This window comes from Prauserella aidingensis, assembly GCF_024171865.1.
Lineage (GTDB): Bacteria > Actinomycetota > Actinomycetes > Mycobacteriales > Pseudonocardiaceae > Prauserella > Prauserella aidingensis.
Window position 1 is genome coordinate 178,529 of sequence record NZ_JAMTCN010000007.1, and the last position, 13,924, is coordinate 192,452.

Consider the following 13,924-nt stretch of genomic DNA (forward strand, 5'->3'; position numbering starts at 1 on the left):
CCGGTTGTGGCTAGAGTGGCGGCGTGGATGCGGTCCGGATGGTCTTTTATTGGCTGCTCTTTGTCTTCTGGCTCCTGCTCACGGCGCGGATCGTCGTCGAGCTTGTACGGGCTTTCGCGCGCGAATGGCGACCTGCGGGAGGGGTTGCGGTCGCGGTCGAGAGCATCTACACAGTGACAGACCCACCGGTCAAGCTCGTGCGACGTGTTATTCCCGTCGTGCGGATAGGCGGCGTGGGCCTGGACTTATCGATTATGGTGCTGCTGTTGGTTGTGTTCATCGGGATGCAACTGGCGCTACCCGGGTGACGGGGAACCCGGATCGTCCGACAGCCCATGGAGTGCGTGAGGTGATCTGATGTCGTTGACCCCTGCTGACGTGCATAACGTCGCGTTCAGCAAGCCGCCTATCGGCAAGCGGGGCTACAACGAGGACGAGGTGGATGCGTTCCTCGACCTGGTGGAGACGGAACTTGCCCGGTTGATCGAGGACAACAACGAGCTGCGCCAGCAGGTGGAGCAGCTCGATGCCGAGCTCGAGTCGACCCGCGGTGAGCTGGAGTCGGCGAAGGCGGGCGGCGGTGCCGCGCCTGCGGCCCAGCAGCCCGCTCCGCAGCGCGGATCCACCGACGAGGCCCCGTCGCGGCGGCTGGCCCCGGTGCCGCCCCCGTCGTCGACCGAGCAGACGCAGGCCACGGCCGCGGGGCTGCTCGGTGGTGAGAACGGCGAGCCGAACGTGCAGGCCGCGAAGGTCCTGGGCCTGGCCCAGGAGATGGCCGACCGGCTGACCGCCGAGGCCAAGACCGAGTCCGACGGCATGCTCGCCGAGGCCAGGACGAAGTCCGAGCAGTTGCTGTCGGATGCCCGCTCGAAGGCGGACTCGATGGTCAACGAGGCGCGTACGCGCGCCGAGAGCATGCTCAACGACGCACGGACCCGGGCGGAGACGCTCGAGCGTCAGGCGCGCGACAAGGCGACCACTCTGGATCGCGAGGCGCAGCGCAAGTACACCGAGACGATGAACAACCTGAACACCGAGAAGGGCGAGCTCAACAAGAAGATCGAGGAGCTGCGCACCATCGAGCGCGAGTACCGGACGCGGCTCCGCGGCTTCCTGGAATCGCAGCTGCGTGAGCTCGACGATCGCGGGTCGGCAGCGCCGGCCTCGGCGTCGACGTCCTCCTCGTCCGAATCGTCGTCGTCCTCGACGAGCGGTTCCGGCTCGAACTCCTCGAACGGCAGCCAGGGCTACTCGTTCGGCCCCCGAGCCGAAGCGGGCTGACGGCCTGCCGACGTTGCCGACGCACACGGCGCCCTCACCGGCGCCGCCGGGCTGATGTTCACCGAGAGAGACGACTCCGACACCCTGAGGAAGGGGTCGGGGTCGTCTCTTTCTCGTTCGTGTTGTAATTCACTGTGCTCTACATCGTTCTGATTCTCGTGCTGGGGGCGCTCGGCCTCGTGGTCGCGGCGCTGATCACCGCCGACTCGCTGTGGGCCTGGGTGTCACTGGGTGTGTCCGTACTCGCGGCGATCCTGCTCGTGATCGATTGGTGGCGTCGCCGTTCGGCGGGGGACGAGCCCGCGCGTGGCACGCCGGCGGAATCGGACACGGCCACGGCGGACACGGCCGACTCCGACGCGTCCTCCACCGCGGCCGGCACGAACGCCGAGGACGCCGAGGACGCCGAGGCTGCCGCGGACGTCGACACCGGGGACGGTGCCGCAGGTGGGGAGACCGACGAGCGCGTCGGCGACGGGCAGACGGAGTTGATCCCCGCCGAGGGTGATCTGGCCGATCCGGAGGACGAACCGGCCATCGAGGACTCCTCCGACGACGACGCGCTGCTGATGGCGCGCCTGGAGGACGAGGTGCTGGTCGTCGACGAACGGCCGCGCTACCACCTCGCGGAGTGCGCGTGGCTCGGCGAGCGGGAGACGATCCCGCTGCCCGCGCGGGAGGCCAGGGAACTCGGCTTCAGCCCCTGCAGCCGGTGCGCCCCGGACGGGACGCTGGCGCGGCGGCACCGCGACGGCGCGGGTGCGTGAGAGCCCGGTTCGCGACCGGTTATCCTGAACACACACGGCGACGATCCGGCCATCACCGGGGAGCTTCCGGAAGAACGGACGCCGCGCGGCCACACGCCCGCGGCGACCCAGTAGAACCGGACGGCAGCGGCCCGTCACAGCCGCCGAACGAGGGGTCCGCGCCGACCGGCGCGGGCAAGCGGGGTGGTACCGCGGAACGTGCGCTCATGCAGCGCTCGCGTCGTCCCCGTGTGGGCCGGAAGGCCCGTACGGCAACACGGACATTTTCCGCGAGGAGCACACCGGATGTACCCCAAGGCATCCGTCGGCGCACAGCCCGCCGACGAGGTCCCGTCGCAGCCGTCCTTTCCCGCGCTGGAGAAGGACATCCTGGCCTACTGGGAGAGCGACCGCACCTTCCAGGCCAGCATCGAGGCACGCGACGCGGGCACCGGAGGTGACAACGACTACGTCTTCTACGACGGCCCGCCGTTCGCCAACGGGCTGCCGCACTACGGCCATCTGCTGACCGGGTACGTCAAGGACATCGTTCCCCGCTACCAGACGATGCGCGGCAAGCGGGTCGAGCGGCGGTTCGGCTGGGACACCCACGGCCTGCCCGCCGAGCTCGAGGCGGAGAAGCAGCTCGGCATCACCGACAAGTCGCAGATCGACGAGATGGGCATCGCCGAGTTCAACCGGGCGTGCCGCGAGTCGGTGCTGCGCTACACCGCCGAGTGGCAGGACTACGTCACGCGGCAGGCGCGGTGGGTCGACTTCGACAACGACTACAAGACGCTCGACGTCACCTACATGGAATCGGTGATCTGGGCGTTCAAGCGGCTGTGGGACAAGGGCCTGGTCTACGAGGGCTACCGGGTGCTGCCGTACTGCTGGCGCGACGAGACGCCGCTGTCCAACCACGAGCTGCGCATGGACGACGACGTCTACCAGTCGCGGCAGGACCCGGCCGTCACCGTCGGCTACCGCGTCGAGGGGAACGACAGCGAGCTGGACGGTGCGCACCTGCTCATCTGGACGACGACGCCGTGGACCGTGCCGTCCAACCTGGCCACGGCCGTGCACCCCGACGTGGACTACGTCCAGGTCGCCGACGCCGAGGGCAGGCGGTTCGTGCTCGCCGAGGCCCGCGTCGGCGCCTACGCGAAGGAACTCGGGGACGAGCCGTCCGTCGTGGCCCGGTACAAGGGCTCCGACCTGCTCGGCCTCCGCTACGCGCCGCCGTTCCCGTACTTCACCGGCAGGGAGAACGCGCACCGCGTGCTGTCGGCCGACTACGTGACCACCGACGACGGCACGGGCATCGTCCACATCGCCCCGGCCTACGGTGAGGAGGACAAGGTCGTCACCGACGCGGCGGGCATCACGCCGGTGACCCCCGTGGACGCCAAGGGCCGGTTCGACTCCCAGGTGCCCGACTACGAGGGCCAGCAGGTCTTCGAGGCCAACCCGAACATCATCCGCGACCTGAAGAACGGCACCGGCTCGGCGGCGCAGCAGGGCGCGATCCTGCTGCGGCACGAGACGTACGAGCACAGCTACCCGCACTGCTGGCGGTGCCGGAACCCGCTCATCTACCGGGCGGTGTCGTCCTGGTTCGTCGCCGTGACCGAGTTCAAGGACCGGATGGTCGAGCTGAACCAGCAGATCACCTGGTACCCGGACCACATCAAGGACGGCCAGTTCGGCAAGTGGCTCGAGAACGCGCGTGACTGGTCGATCTCGCGCAACCGCTACTGGGGGACGCCGATCCCGGTGTGGGTCTCCGACGACCCGAACCATCCGCGGGTGGACGTCTACGGTTCGCTCGACGAACTCGAACGCGACTTCGGGGTGCGGCCGACCGACCTGCACCGGCCGTACATCGACGAGTTGACCCGGCCGAACCCGGACGACCCGTCGGGCACGTCGACGATGCGGCGCGTGCCGGACGTGCTGGACGTGTGGTTCGACTCCGGGTCGATGCCGTACGCCCAGGTGCACTACCCGTTCGAGAACACCGAGTGGTTCGAGCAGCACTACCCGGGCGATTTCATCGTCGAGTACATCGGCCAGACCCGCGGCTGGTTCTACACGCTGCACGTGCTGGCCACGGCGCTGTTCGACCGGCCGTCGTTCCGGACCTGCGTCTCGCACGGCATCGTGCTCGGCTCCGACGGGCAGAAGATGTCGAAGTCGCTGCGGAACTACCCGGACGTCAACGAGGTGTTCGACCGGGACGGTTCCGACGCGATGCGCTGGTACCTGATGGCGAGCCCGATCCTGCGGGGCGGCAACCTGGTCGTCACGGAGAAGGGGATCCGCGACGCGGTGCGCCAGGCGGTGCTGCCGCTGTGGAACTCCTACTACTTCCTGGCGCTGTACGCGAACGCCGAGGGCATTGAGGGAACATCGGTCACCGACGCCGAAGCGATGGCGCAGGCCGGCAAGCAGCCCTCGCGGCACGTGCTCGACCGCTACATCCTCGCCAAGACGCGGGAGCTGGTCGCCGACGTCCAGTCCGCATTGGACGGTTACGACATCGCGGGCGGGTGCGCCACGTTGCGCGACTACCTCGAGGTGCTGACGAACTGGTACGTGCGGCGTTCCCGCGACCGGTTCTGGGCGGGCGAGAAGGCCGCGGTCGACACGCTGCACACGGTCCTGGAGACGGTGTGCCGGGTGGCCGCACCGCTGTTGCCGATGACGACGGAGGCCGTGTGGCGCGGGCTGACCGGTGGCCGGTCGGTGCACCTGGCCGACTGGCCGGACACCGCGGCGCTGCCCGCGGATCCGGAGCTGGTCACGGCGATGGACCGGGTGCGGCAGGTGTGCTCGTCGGCGTTGTCGCTGCGCAAGGCGCACAAGCTGCGGGTGCGGCTGCCGTTGGCGTCGCTGCTCGTGGCCGCCGACGACGCCGAGGTGCTGCGGCCGTTCGCCGACATCGTCGCCGACGAGGTGAACGTCAAGGCGGTCGAGCTGACCACCGACGTCGCGGCCCACGGCTCGTTCGAGATCGCCGTCAACGCGCGTGCGGCCGGACCGCGGCTGGGCAAGGACGTGCAGACCGTGATCAAGGCCGTGAAGGCGGGTGACTGGTCGACCACGGCCGAGGGCGCGGTCGTCGCCGCCGGGATCGAACTGGTCGAGGGCGAGTACGAACGCAAGCTGGTCGCCTCCGGCGAGGGCGTGGCGGGCGAGCTGCCCGGCGGTTCCGGACTGGTGCTGCTCGACACCGACGTGACGCCGGAGCTGGCCGCCGAGGGCATGGCGCGCGACCTGGTGCGCGTGGTCCAACAGGCCCGGCGCGACGCGGGCCTCGACGTGGCCGACCGCATCGCGCTGACGATCGACGCGTCGGACGCGGTCGCCGCGGCGGTCCGGGTGCATCAGGAGTTCGTGGCCGCCGAGACGCTGGCCACGGAGGTGTCGTACGCCTCGGTGACCGACGGATTCGCCGGCGCGGTCGGCGACGGGGACAAGGTGACGGTCGCGGTCCGCAGGCACGCGGGCTGACCGCCCGGTTCGGGAGTCGGCGAGCCCGGATGAGCCCGATGAAGATCTCTTCATCGTCGGCTCATCCGGGCTTCGTCGTCCCGGGGGAGAGTGGGGACCATGAAACCGACACCGAGGGCGCTGGCGCTGGTCGCCGTCCTGGCCCTGCCGGTCGCCGCGGTGATCGCGACGTTGGTGCTCCGCGGCTCCGACGCGCCGGTCAACGAGACCCCGGTCGTCCGCATCGGCGGGGCCGACGGTCCCCGCAGTGAGCTGCCGTCGCTGCCGGACGGCCCGTCGTCGCAGGCATCCACGACAGGCGGGCCGGAGCGGCCGCCGAGTCCGCAGCCCACCTCGAAGCCGCCCACTCACCGGCCGGAGTCCCGCCCGGAGCCCCAGCCGCAGCCTCAGCCGACCCGTGAGGTCGTGCCGCCACCGCCGCCGGTCGACGATGATGACGACGGAGACGACGACGGCGACGACGACCGGGACGACGATGACGATGACGACGACTGACCACCGAGGCCTGCGCGGCCCGGCTCGCGCGGTGGCCGATGCCTGACGTGTTCGCCACTCGGGACGACGCCGCCGCGGACGGGGGAGACGCCGCGTCCGCGGCGGACCGTGCGGGCAGGCCGGTTCCCGGCCGCCGACGCGGCACCCGCATTCCGGCGCGGCTGCAGATCACGGGCTGGCTCGCGGCCGTCATGGCCGCCGGGCTCGCCTCGGTCGTCCTGCTCGTCGCCGAGCTCGAGTACCGCGCCATCGACGAGCGGGTGAACGCGGCTCTGGCCCAGGACGCCGAGGAGTTCCGGCGGTTCGCCGAGGCGGGGCTGGATCCGGCGACCGGCAGGGCGGTGACCGACCCGGGCGACCTGTTCTACCGTCACCTGAGCAGCCAGTACCCGGACAACGCCGAGATCATGCTCGGCATCCGGGAGACGGCGAACGGACTCGACTCGATCCGCCAGGCCTACGAGGCATTCCGGGACGTGCGGCTCTCCGACGCGCTGTTGCGTGACATCGTCTCGCGTGAGGACGTCACGGGAACGGTGGAGACCCCGGCGGGCGAGCTGCGTTGGTTGCGCGTCGAGGTGTTGCCGCGCCAGGGCGGTGACGAGGCCGAGGCGTGGTTCGTCAGCGGATACTTCGTCGACGAGGTCAGGGCGGAGGCGGGTGCGACCGTCCGCACGTTGATCGGGGTCAGTGCGGTGGCGCTGGTGCTGGCCGCGGGGCTGTCGTGGCTGGTCGCGGGCCAGATCCTGGCGCCGGTGAACACGGTGCGGAAGGCGGCGGGCAGGCTCACCGAGGCCGATCTGACGCGCCGAATCCGCGTGGAGGGCCGCGACGACGTCGCCGCACTGGCCGAACAGTTCAACGCGATGCTGGACCGGTTGGAGTGGGCGTTCGACACGCGCAGGCAGTTCCTCGACGACGCCGGACACGAATTGCGCACACCGATCACCATCGTGCGCGGGAACCTGGAACTCATGGGCGACGATCCGGCCGAACGTGCCGAGGTCGTGCGGCTGTGCACCGACGAACTCGACCGCATGGCACGGATCGTGGACGATCTGCTGCTGCTGGCGAAGGCCGAGCAGCCCGACTTCGTCCGTCCGGAGTGGACCTCCGTGCCCGAGCTGACGAGTGACATCGACGCCAAGGTGCGTGCCATCGCGCCGCGGGCCTGGACGCTCGAGGCCATCGGCGAGGGAGACGCCCGCGTCGACGCCCAGCGTGTCACCCAGGCGATGGTGCAGCTGGCGCAGAACGCGGTGCAGCACACGGCCGACGGTGCGAGCATCCGTATCGGTTCGGCCGTCGGGGAGCGCTCGGTGTCGTTCTGGGTCACCGACACCGGTCCCGGGTTGGCGCCCGGAGACGAGGCACGGATCTTCGACCGGTTCGTCCGGGGCGGGTCCGGGGCCCGTGACGGGACGGGTGCCGGTCTCGGCCTGGCGATCGTCAAGGCGATCGCCGACGCGCACCGCGGACAGGTGCGCGTGCTGTCGGCGCCAGGGGAGGGTGCGACGTTCGGATTCGAAATACCGCTCGAGGGAGGGGACCGATGAGCCGCATCCTGATCGCCGAGGACGAGGCGAGGATCGCCGCGTTCATCGAGAAGGGCCTGCGGTCCAACGGCTTCACCACGACGGTGGTCGACGACGGCGACACCGCACTCGCACAGGTGGTCGCGGGCGAGTTCGACCTCGTGGTCCTCGACCTGGGACTGCCCAAACGCGACGGTTTCGCCGTGCTGCAGGCGATGCGGCGGGCCCACGTGCACGTCCCCGTGATCATCCTGACGGCCCGCGACACCGTGCACGACACCGTCGCGGGGCTCGAAGGCGGAGCGGACGACTACATGACCAAGCCGTTCCGGTTCGAGGAGCTGCTCGCACGGGTGCGGCTGCGCCTGCGTTCGCCGGACCGGGCACCCGAGGTCACGGTGCTGCGCCACGGGGAGCTGTCGCTCGACCTGCGGACCCGCCGCGCCGAGACGCCCGACGGCGTCGTCGACCTCACGGCACGGGAGTTTTCGCTGCTCGAACTGTTCCTGCGGCATCCGGCACAGGTGCTGTCGCGGGAGCAGATGCTCTCGCACGTGTGGGGTTACGACTTCGACCCCGGCTCCAACGTCGTCGACGTCTACGTGCGCACGCTGCGCCGCAAGATCGGACAGGACCGGATCGTGACCGTGCGTGGCATGGGCTATCGCCTCGACTGAGGCCCGGCACGGCGCCCGCCGGTGCGGTCCGGGTCACCTCCGCCGCGGCTGTGGCGGCCGCGAGCGCCGTGGCCGGATACCGTAATGCCATGAGGCGGCCGCGGCCCGGAGACGACCCGACCGGCAGGGAGGGGACGCGGGGCGTCGCGGGAGGCGAGAGCGAGGGACGTAGGGCATGGACGAGCTTCCGATCATTCTCGGATCGGGGGCCATCGTCCTGCTCGCGTCGGTGTTCGCCGTCCGGTTCTCGATCCGCCTCGGACTCCCGTCGCTGCTGATCTACCTCGGGATCGGCGTGCTGATCGGCGAGGCGGGGCTGGGCGTCGAGTTCGACAACCCCGCCCTCACCCAGAGCCTCGGCCTGGCCGCGCTCGTGATGATCCTGGCCGAAGGCGGGCTGACCACCCGCTGGGAGGCGGTACGTCCCGCGCTGGGCCCGGGTATCGCACTGTCCACAGTGGCCATCGTGGTGACGGTCCTGGTCACGGGGTCGGCCCTGCACTGGCTGCTCGACCTCGACTGGCAACTCGCGTTCCTGTGGGGTGCGGTGCTGGCCAGTACCGACGCGGCGGCCGTGTTCTCGATGCTGCGCGGATCGGGCATCAACCAGCGGCTGTCGGGGACGCTGGAACTCGAGTCCGGTCTCAACGACGCACCGGCCTACATCGCGGTGGTGCTGTTGGCGAGCGGGGCCGACGTCGAGTGGACGTTGCCGCTGGTGGTGCTGTACCAGCTGGGTGCGGGCGCAGGCATCGGACTGGCACTGGGCTGGCTCGGCGCGCAGGCGTTGCGGCGGATCGCGCTGCCCGCGACGGGCCTGTATCCGCTCGCGACGGTCGCCGTCTGCGTGGTGGCGTACTCGGCGGGCCAACTCGGCCAGGCGTCCGGACTCCTCGCCACCTACCTGGCGGGGCTCGTGCTCGGCAACGCCCGGCTGCCGCACCGCGGTGACACGCTGTCGTTCGCCGAGGGGCTCGGCTGGATGGCCCAGATCGGGCTGTTCGTGCTGCTCGGCCTGTTCGCCTCGCCCGAACGGCTCGTGGACGGCATCGTGCCCGGTCTGGTCGCCGGCGCGGTCGTGCTCGTCCTCGCACGTCCCGTGTCGGTGCTCGTGTCCATGCTGCCGTTCCGGCTGCCGTGGCGTGAGCAGGTGTTCCTGTCGTGGGCCGGGCTGCGTGGTGCCGTGCCGATCGTGCTGGCCACGATCCCGCTCGCGGAGGGACTGCCCGGTGCGCAGGGCCTGCTCGACGCCGTGTTCGTGATCGTCATCGGCTTCACCCTGCTGCAGGGGGCGCTGCTCGGGCCGGTCGCGCGGCTGCTGGGGCTCGCGCGCACGGGCCAGCCCGAGGAACTCGACGTGGACGCCGCGCCGTTGGACGAGCTCGGCGCGGTGTTGCTGCAGGTCGCGATCGGGCCGGATTCCCGGCTGCACGGGGTGTACCTGCGCGAACTGCGACTTCCCACCGGTTCGGGGGTGAGCCTGGTGGTGCGGGACGGCGCGAGTTTCACCCCCGGTGCGGGCACCCGGCTCACGTCCGGTGACCGGCTGCTCGTGGTCACCACCAGCGAGGCCCGCAGCCGTGCCGAGCGGCGGATCCGTGCGGTCGACAGGGCGGGGCCGCTCGCCGCGTGGAAGGGGGAGTCCGGCGACTGACCACCGGCGACGTCCGGGACGGCCGGGGTGGACAATGGACCGGTGAACACCGAGCGTGAAACCGAGACCGCCACGTCCGGCCGACCGGCGGGCACCGGTGGTCGCCCGGTCCGGTACGTCGTGCTGCTCGCCTCCGTGGCCGCGGTCGCCTACCTGATCGACCTGGGCACGAAGATCGCCGCCACCGCCGCGCTGGAAGGTGAGGAGCCGGTCCGCATCCTCGGTGGATTCGTCCACCTCCAGTTGGTCCGCAACCCGTACGCCGCGTTCGGGTTGGACTTCGGCGGCACGTGGATCCTCGCGCTGGTCGCACTCGCGGTCGTGGTCGTGATCGTGTGGCTGGCCCGCAAGCTCGGGTCGACCGGCTGGGCGATCGGCCTCGGGCTCGTGCTCGCCGGCGCGCTGGGCAACCTGACCGACCGGGTGTTCCGAGCGCCCGCCCCGATGCACGGCCACGTGGTCGACTTCCTGTCGGTGTTCGGTCCCGACGGCCGGTACTTCCCGGTGTTCAACGCGGCCGACTCGGCCATCACGGTCGGTGCGGTGTTGATCGTGGTGCTGTCGATCCTCGGCCGTGACTACGACGGCACGATCGCACGCGGGCGGGGCACGAACACCGCCGACGACACCGAGCCGGGCGACGACACCGACGACGACACCGCCGGTGACGACACCGATGCCGGCGCAGCGAGCGCCGGCGACACCGCCGGTGATCCGGCCGGCGACGGCGGGACGGCCGCAGGGGACGCGACCCGCCCCGGCCGGACCGACAGGACCGACAGGACCGACAGGACCGACGCGGAGGACGACGCATGAGCGCCCGGATGCTGCCCGTGCCCGACGGGCTCGACGGCATGCGCGTCGACGCCGGGCTGGCCAAACTGCTCGGACTGTCGCGCACGGTGGTGGCCGAGCTCGCGGCGGCCGGGGACGTGCTGCTCGACGGCGAGCCCGCGGGCAAGTCGGACCGGCTCGTGGCGGGCGGGCTGCTCGAGGTCACGCTGCCCGAACCGGAGGAGCCTCCGCAGGTCGTGGCCGAACCGGTCGAGGGGCTGAAGGTCCTGTACTCCGACGACGACATCGTCGTGGTCGACAAGCCGGTCGGCGTCGCCGTCCACCCGAGCCCTGGCTGGGAGGGGCCGACCGTCATCGGCGGTCTCGCCGCGGCCGGCCTGCGGATCTCCACGTCGGGAGCCGCGGAGCGGCAGGGCGTGGTGCACCGGCTCGACGCGGGCACGACCGGCGTGATGGTCGTGGCCACGAGCGAACACGCCTACACGGTGCTCAAGCGCGCGTTCAAGGAGCGCACCGTCGAGAAGCGGTACCACGCGCTCGTGCAGGGGCATCCGGATCCGATGCGCGGCACGATCGACGCGCCCATCGACCGGCACCCGACGCGCGATTACAAGTTCGCGGTGGTGCAGGGCGGCAGGCCGTCCGTGACGCACTACGAGGTCGTCGAGGCGTTCCGCGCGGCCTCGCTCGCCGACGTCAAGCTGGAGACGGGCCGCACGCACCAGATCCGCGTGCACTTCTCGGCGCTGCGGCATCCGTGTGTCGGCGACCTGACCTACGGGGCCGACCCCGCGCTGGCGCGCAGGCTCGGCGTGACCCGTCAGTGGCTGCACGCGCGGGCGCTCGGGTTCGCTCATCCCGGCGACGGCCGCTGGGTCGAGTTCACGAGCGAGTACCCGGACGACCTCGCCCACGCGCTGGAGATCCTGCGCGCCGAGTCCTGACGGCGGGAACCGCCTGCGCGAGCGATCCCGGCGCGGGGAGTGGTGTGATCACGCCGGACTGCGACGAGCGGGTGAACGGCCGAGCGGTCCACAACGGGCGGCCCGAACGAGGGGCCGGAACGCCCGACAGCCGTTATCCTCGTCGCCCATGGATGACGTCGTGGCGCTCGCCGATGAGTACATGGACCTGATGTTCGACGTGAACCCGCTGATGCCTGCGCTGCTCGGCATCAACCCCGAACGGTCGGGCCTCGAGGACCTCGGGGAGGAGGCCGAACAGCGGCAGTGGCGAGCCCTGACGGACATCGTCACGCGGGCGAAGGCGATCGACCCGGCGCGGCTGACCGCGGAGAGCAGGACGACGCGGGACGTGCTGGTCGCGGCGGCGCAGGCGCGGCTCGAGAGTCTCGACGCGAAGACCGTGGAGTTCTGCGTCAGCGACGGTTTCCAGGCACCCGCCACCGGCCTGCTCATGCTGCTGCCGATGACACCGGTCGCCACGGCCGGGCAGGCGGCCGCCCAGTTGGACCGGCTCCGGGCCGTTTCCGACCACCTCGATGCCGCCGCCGAACGGCATCGCATCGGAATCGACGCCGGCCGCAGGCCGGTCGCCCGTGGTGTGCGGAACGCGATCGCCCACATCGACCGGTACCTCGCCGACCCGGACGGCGACCCCCTGCGCAGGCAGGAGGCCCCGGCCGACGCCCCCGACTTCGACGCCGAACGGACCCGGATCCTCGAGGAGTCGGTGCGGCCCGCGTTCCGCCGGTACCGCGACGTGCTGGAGAGCGAGATCCTGCCCCGCGGCAGGCCCGACGAGGAGTCGGGCGTGTGCCATGTGCCGGGCGGCGACACCATCTACCGCTCGTTGGCGCGGGTGCACACGACGACCGACCGTACCGCCGACGATCTGCACGAGACGGGTCTGCGGCTGATCGGCGAGCTGGCCGAGGAGTACCGCGAGGTCGGTGGGCGGGTGTTCGGCACCGACGACCTGCGGGAGATCTTCCGGCGGCTGCGCACCGACGAGCAGCTGCGCTGGAACAACGGCGACGAGCTGCTCGAGGCGTCCCGCGAGGCGGTGGCCAGGGCCGAGCGGGCCACCCCGGAGTGGTTCGGGACGATCCCGCCGGAGTCGTGTGTCGTGGAGGCCGTCCCCGAGACGGACGCGCCCGGGGCGGCACCGGCGTACTACCTCTCGCCCGCCACCGACGGCTCGCGCCCCGGCATGTACTTCGCCAACACGTACAAGGCCGAGGAACGGTTCCGCCACACGGTCGAGGCGACGGCGTTCCACGAGGCGGTCCCCGGCCACCACTTCCAGATCAGCCGCGCGCTGGGGCTGACCGACCTACCGCTCATGCGCAGGCTCGGTGACTTCAACGCCTACACCGAGGGCTGGGGCCTGTACGCGGAGCGGTTGGCGCACGAGATGGGGCTGTACTCGGGCGACGTCACGCTGCTCGGCATGCTGAGCAACGACTCGATGCGGGCGGGCCGGCTCGTCGTCGACACCGGGTTGCACGCGAAGGGGTGGAGCAGGCAGCAGGCCATCGACTACCTGATCGAGAACACGCCCATGGCCGAGGTGGAGATCGTCTCCGAGGTCGACCGGTACATCAACTGGCCGGGGCAGGCGCTGGCGTACATGGTCGGCAGGCTGGAGATCGAGCGGGTCCGCGCGAAGGCGGAGGAGGCGCTGGGCGCCTCGTTCGACATCCGCGCGTTCCACGACGTCGTGCTCGGTGGCGGTGCGATGCCGCTGTCGGTGCTCGACGGTGTCGTCTCCGCGTGGGCGGGCGTGACGGAGGCCGCGGCCTCGTAAGGACCGGGACGCCGCCCCACGGACGCCGCCCCACGGACGTCGCGCTACGGACCTCGCCCCACGGACGTCGTCGCACGGATCTCGTCGCGGATCGGGTCCGGCGTCTCGGCCGGTGGTCGGGAGGTCAGCCGGTGCCGACCTCGACGCAGATGCCTGCGCCCTTGTCGATCGTGCCGCGGGGGCAGTCGTCGGTGTGGTCGGAGCCGAGCAGCAACCCCGCGGTGATCAGGACGGCGAGCGCGAGCAGCGACGGCACGCCGACCAGCGTCCACCAGCGGCGCAGGCAGGTGGACCGGCCGCAGGCCGGCATCTGCTCGGAGTGCGACGACGCTTCGCCGCACTGGCACGGCGGCCACACCCGCTGACGGCGTTTCCCCATGGCGCGAAGGATAGCCGCCGCGTCCCGCGCGGGTGGGGAGTCGGGGCGCGGTGTCGACAGGGCCGCGGTCTCGGGGG

General features: G+C 71.2%; 12 protein-coding genes. 11 read left to right on the top strand and 1 reads right to left on the bottom strand.

The window, feature by feature from the left end; genetic code table 11:
• Nucleotides 1-38 precede the first annotated feature (38 nt).
• The 11 genes from LY13_RS10840 to LY13_RS10890 all read left to right on the top strand — a co-directional run bounded on the left by LY13_RS10840 (nucleotide 39) and on the right by LY13_RS10890 (nucleotide 13,468).
• Entirely contained in the window at nucleotides 39-308 is a 270-nt protein-coding gene (locus LY13_RS10840) for a YggT family protein (RefSeq protein ID WP_253828254.1), read from the top strand.
• Nucleotides 309-357: 49 nt separating this feature from the next.
• Nucleotides 358-1,281 carry a DivIVA-like cell division protein Wag31 gene (wag31, locus tag LY13_RS10845; RefSeq protein ID WP_253828212.1) on the top strand — a complete coding sequence of 308 codons (924 nt, stop codon included), beginning with the start codon at nucleotides 358-360 and terminating at the stop codon, nucleotides 1,279-1,281.
• Between the two features lie 134 nt (nucleotides 1,282-1,415).
• Nucleotides 1,416-2,048 carry a hypothetical protein gene (locus tag LY13_RS10850; protein WP_253828213.1) on the top strand — a complete coding sequence of 211 codons (633 nt, stop codon included), beginning with the start codon at nucleotides 1,416-1,418 and terminating at the stop codon, nucleotides 2,046-2,048.
• A 285-nt stretch (nucleotides 2,049-2,333) separates the two neighbouring features.
• Complete coding sequence (gene ileS / locus LY13_RS10855; protein WP_253828214.1) at nucleotides 2,334-5,543, top strand: isoleucine--tRNA ligase; 3,210 nt, start codon at nucleotides 2,334-2,336, stop codon at nucleotides 5,541-5,543.
• A 99-nt stretch (nucleotides 5,544-5,642) separates the two neighbouring features.
• Complete coding sequence (locus LY13_RS10860; protein ID WP_253828215.1) at nucleotides 5,643-6,038, top strand: hypothetical protein; 396 nt, start codon at nucleotides 5,643-5,645, stop codon at nucleotides 6,036-6,038.
• 38 nt (nucleotides 6,039-6,076) lie between these two features.
• Nucleotides 6,077-7,594, top strand: a complete 1,518-nt coding sequence (locus LY13_RS10865; RefSeq protein ID WP_253828216.1) for a sensor histidine kinase — start codon at nucleotides 6,077-6,079, stop codon at nucleotides 7,592-7,594.
• Nucleotides 7,591-8,250 carry a response regulator transcription factor gene (locus tag LY13_RS10870; protein ID WP_253828217.1) on the top strand — a complete coding sequence of 220 codons (660 nt, stop codon included), beginning with the start codon at nucleotides 7,591-7,593 and terminating at the stop codon, nucleotides 8,248-8,250. The genes LY13_RS10865 and LY13_RS10870 overlap by 4 nt, the downstream gene beginning before the upstream one ends.
• A gap of 175 nt (nucleotides 8,251-8,425) precedes the next feature.
• Nucleotides 8,426-9,904, top strand: a complete 1,479-nt coding sequence (locus LY13_RS10875) for a potassium/proton antiporter (protein ID WP_253828218.1) — start codon at nucleotides 8,426-8,428, stop codon at nucleotides 9,902-9,904.
• 42 nt (nucleotides 9,905-9,946) lie between these two features.
• The gene (lspA, locus tag LY13_RS10880) at nucleotides 9,947-10,720 is read left to right on the top strand and encodes a signal peptidase II (RefSeq protein WP_253828219.1); all 774 of its coding nucleotides are present in this window, start codon (nucleotides 9,947-9,949) and stop codon (nucleotides 10,718-10,720) included.
• Nucleotides 10,717-11,643, top strand: coding sequence for an RluA family pseudouridine synthase (locus LY13_RS10885; protein WP_253828220.1), 927 nt, complete (start codon nucleotides 10,717-10,719; stop codon nucleotides 11,641-11,643). The genes lspA and LY13_RS10885 overlap by 4 nt, the downstream gene beginning before the upstream one ends.
• A gap of 148 nt (nucleotides 11,644-11,791) precedes the next feature.
• Nucleotides 11,792-13,468, top strand: a complete 1,677-nt coding sequence (locus LY13_RS10890) for a DUF885 domain-containing protein (RefSeq protein ID WP_253828221.1) — start codon at nucleotides 11,792-11,794, stop codon at nucleotides 13,466-13,468.
• A 124-nt stretch (nucleotides 13,469-13,592) separates the two neighbouring features.
• Here the strand turns inward: LY13_RS10890 and LY13_RS10895 are convergent, their stop codons facing one another.
• Nucleotides 13,593-13,847, bottom strand: coding sequence for a hypothetical protein (locus tag LY13_RS10895; protein ID WP_253828222.1), 255 nt, complete (start codon nucleotides 13,845-13,847; stop codon nucleotides 13,593-13,595).
• Between the last annotated feature and the right edge of the window lie 77 nt (nucleotides 13,848-13,924).

What these genes read in the sequence shown, in the direction of transcription:
- LY13_RS10840 (WP_253828254.1), top strand. Translation starts at nt 39, where the DNA reads ATGGTCTTTTATTGGCTGCTCTTTGTCTTCTGGCTCCTGCTCACGGCG.
- wag31 (WP_253828212.1), top strand. Translation starts at nt 358, where the DNA reads ATGTCGTTGACCCCTGCTGACGTGCATAACGTCGCGTTCAGCAAGCCG.
- ileS (WP_253828214.1), top strand. Translation starts at nt 2,334, where the DNA reads ATGTACCCCAAGGCATCCGTCGGCGCACAGCCCGCCGACGAGGTCCCG.
- LY13_RS10860 (WP_253828215.1), top strand. Translation starts at nt 5,643, where the DNA reads ATGAAACCGACACCGAGGGCGCTGGCGCTGGTCGCCGTCCTGGCCCTG.
- LY13_RS10865 (WP_253828216.1), top strand. Translation starts at nt 6,077, where the DNA reads ATGCCTGACGTGTTCGCCACTCGGGACGACGCCGCCGCGGACGGGGGA.
- LY13_RS10870 (WP_253828217.1), top strand. Translation starts at nt 7,591, where the DNA reads ATGAGCCGCATCCTGATCGCCGAGGACGAGGCGAGGATCGCCGCGTTC.
- LY13_RS10875 (WP_253828218.1), top strand. Translation starts at nt 8,426, where the DNA reads ATGGACGAGCTTCCGATCATTCTCGGATCGGGGGCCATCGTCCTGCTC.
- LY13_RS10885 (WP_253828220.1), top strand. Translation starts at nt 10,717, where the DNA reads ATGAGCGCCCGGATGCTGCCCGTGCCCGACGGGCTCGACGGCATGCGC.
- LY13_RS10890 (WP_253828221.1), top strand. Translation starts at nt 11,792, where the DNA reads ATGGATGACGTCGTGGCGCTCGCCGATGAGTACATGGACCTGATGTTC.
- LY13_RS10895 (WP_253828222.1), bottom strand. Translation starts at nt 13,847, where the DNA reads ATGGGGAAACGCCGTCAGCGGGTGTGGCCGCCGTGCCAGTGCGGCGAA.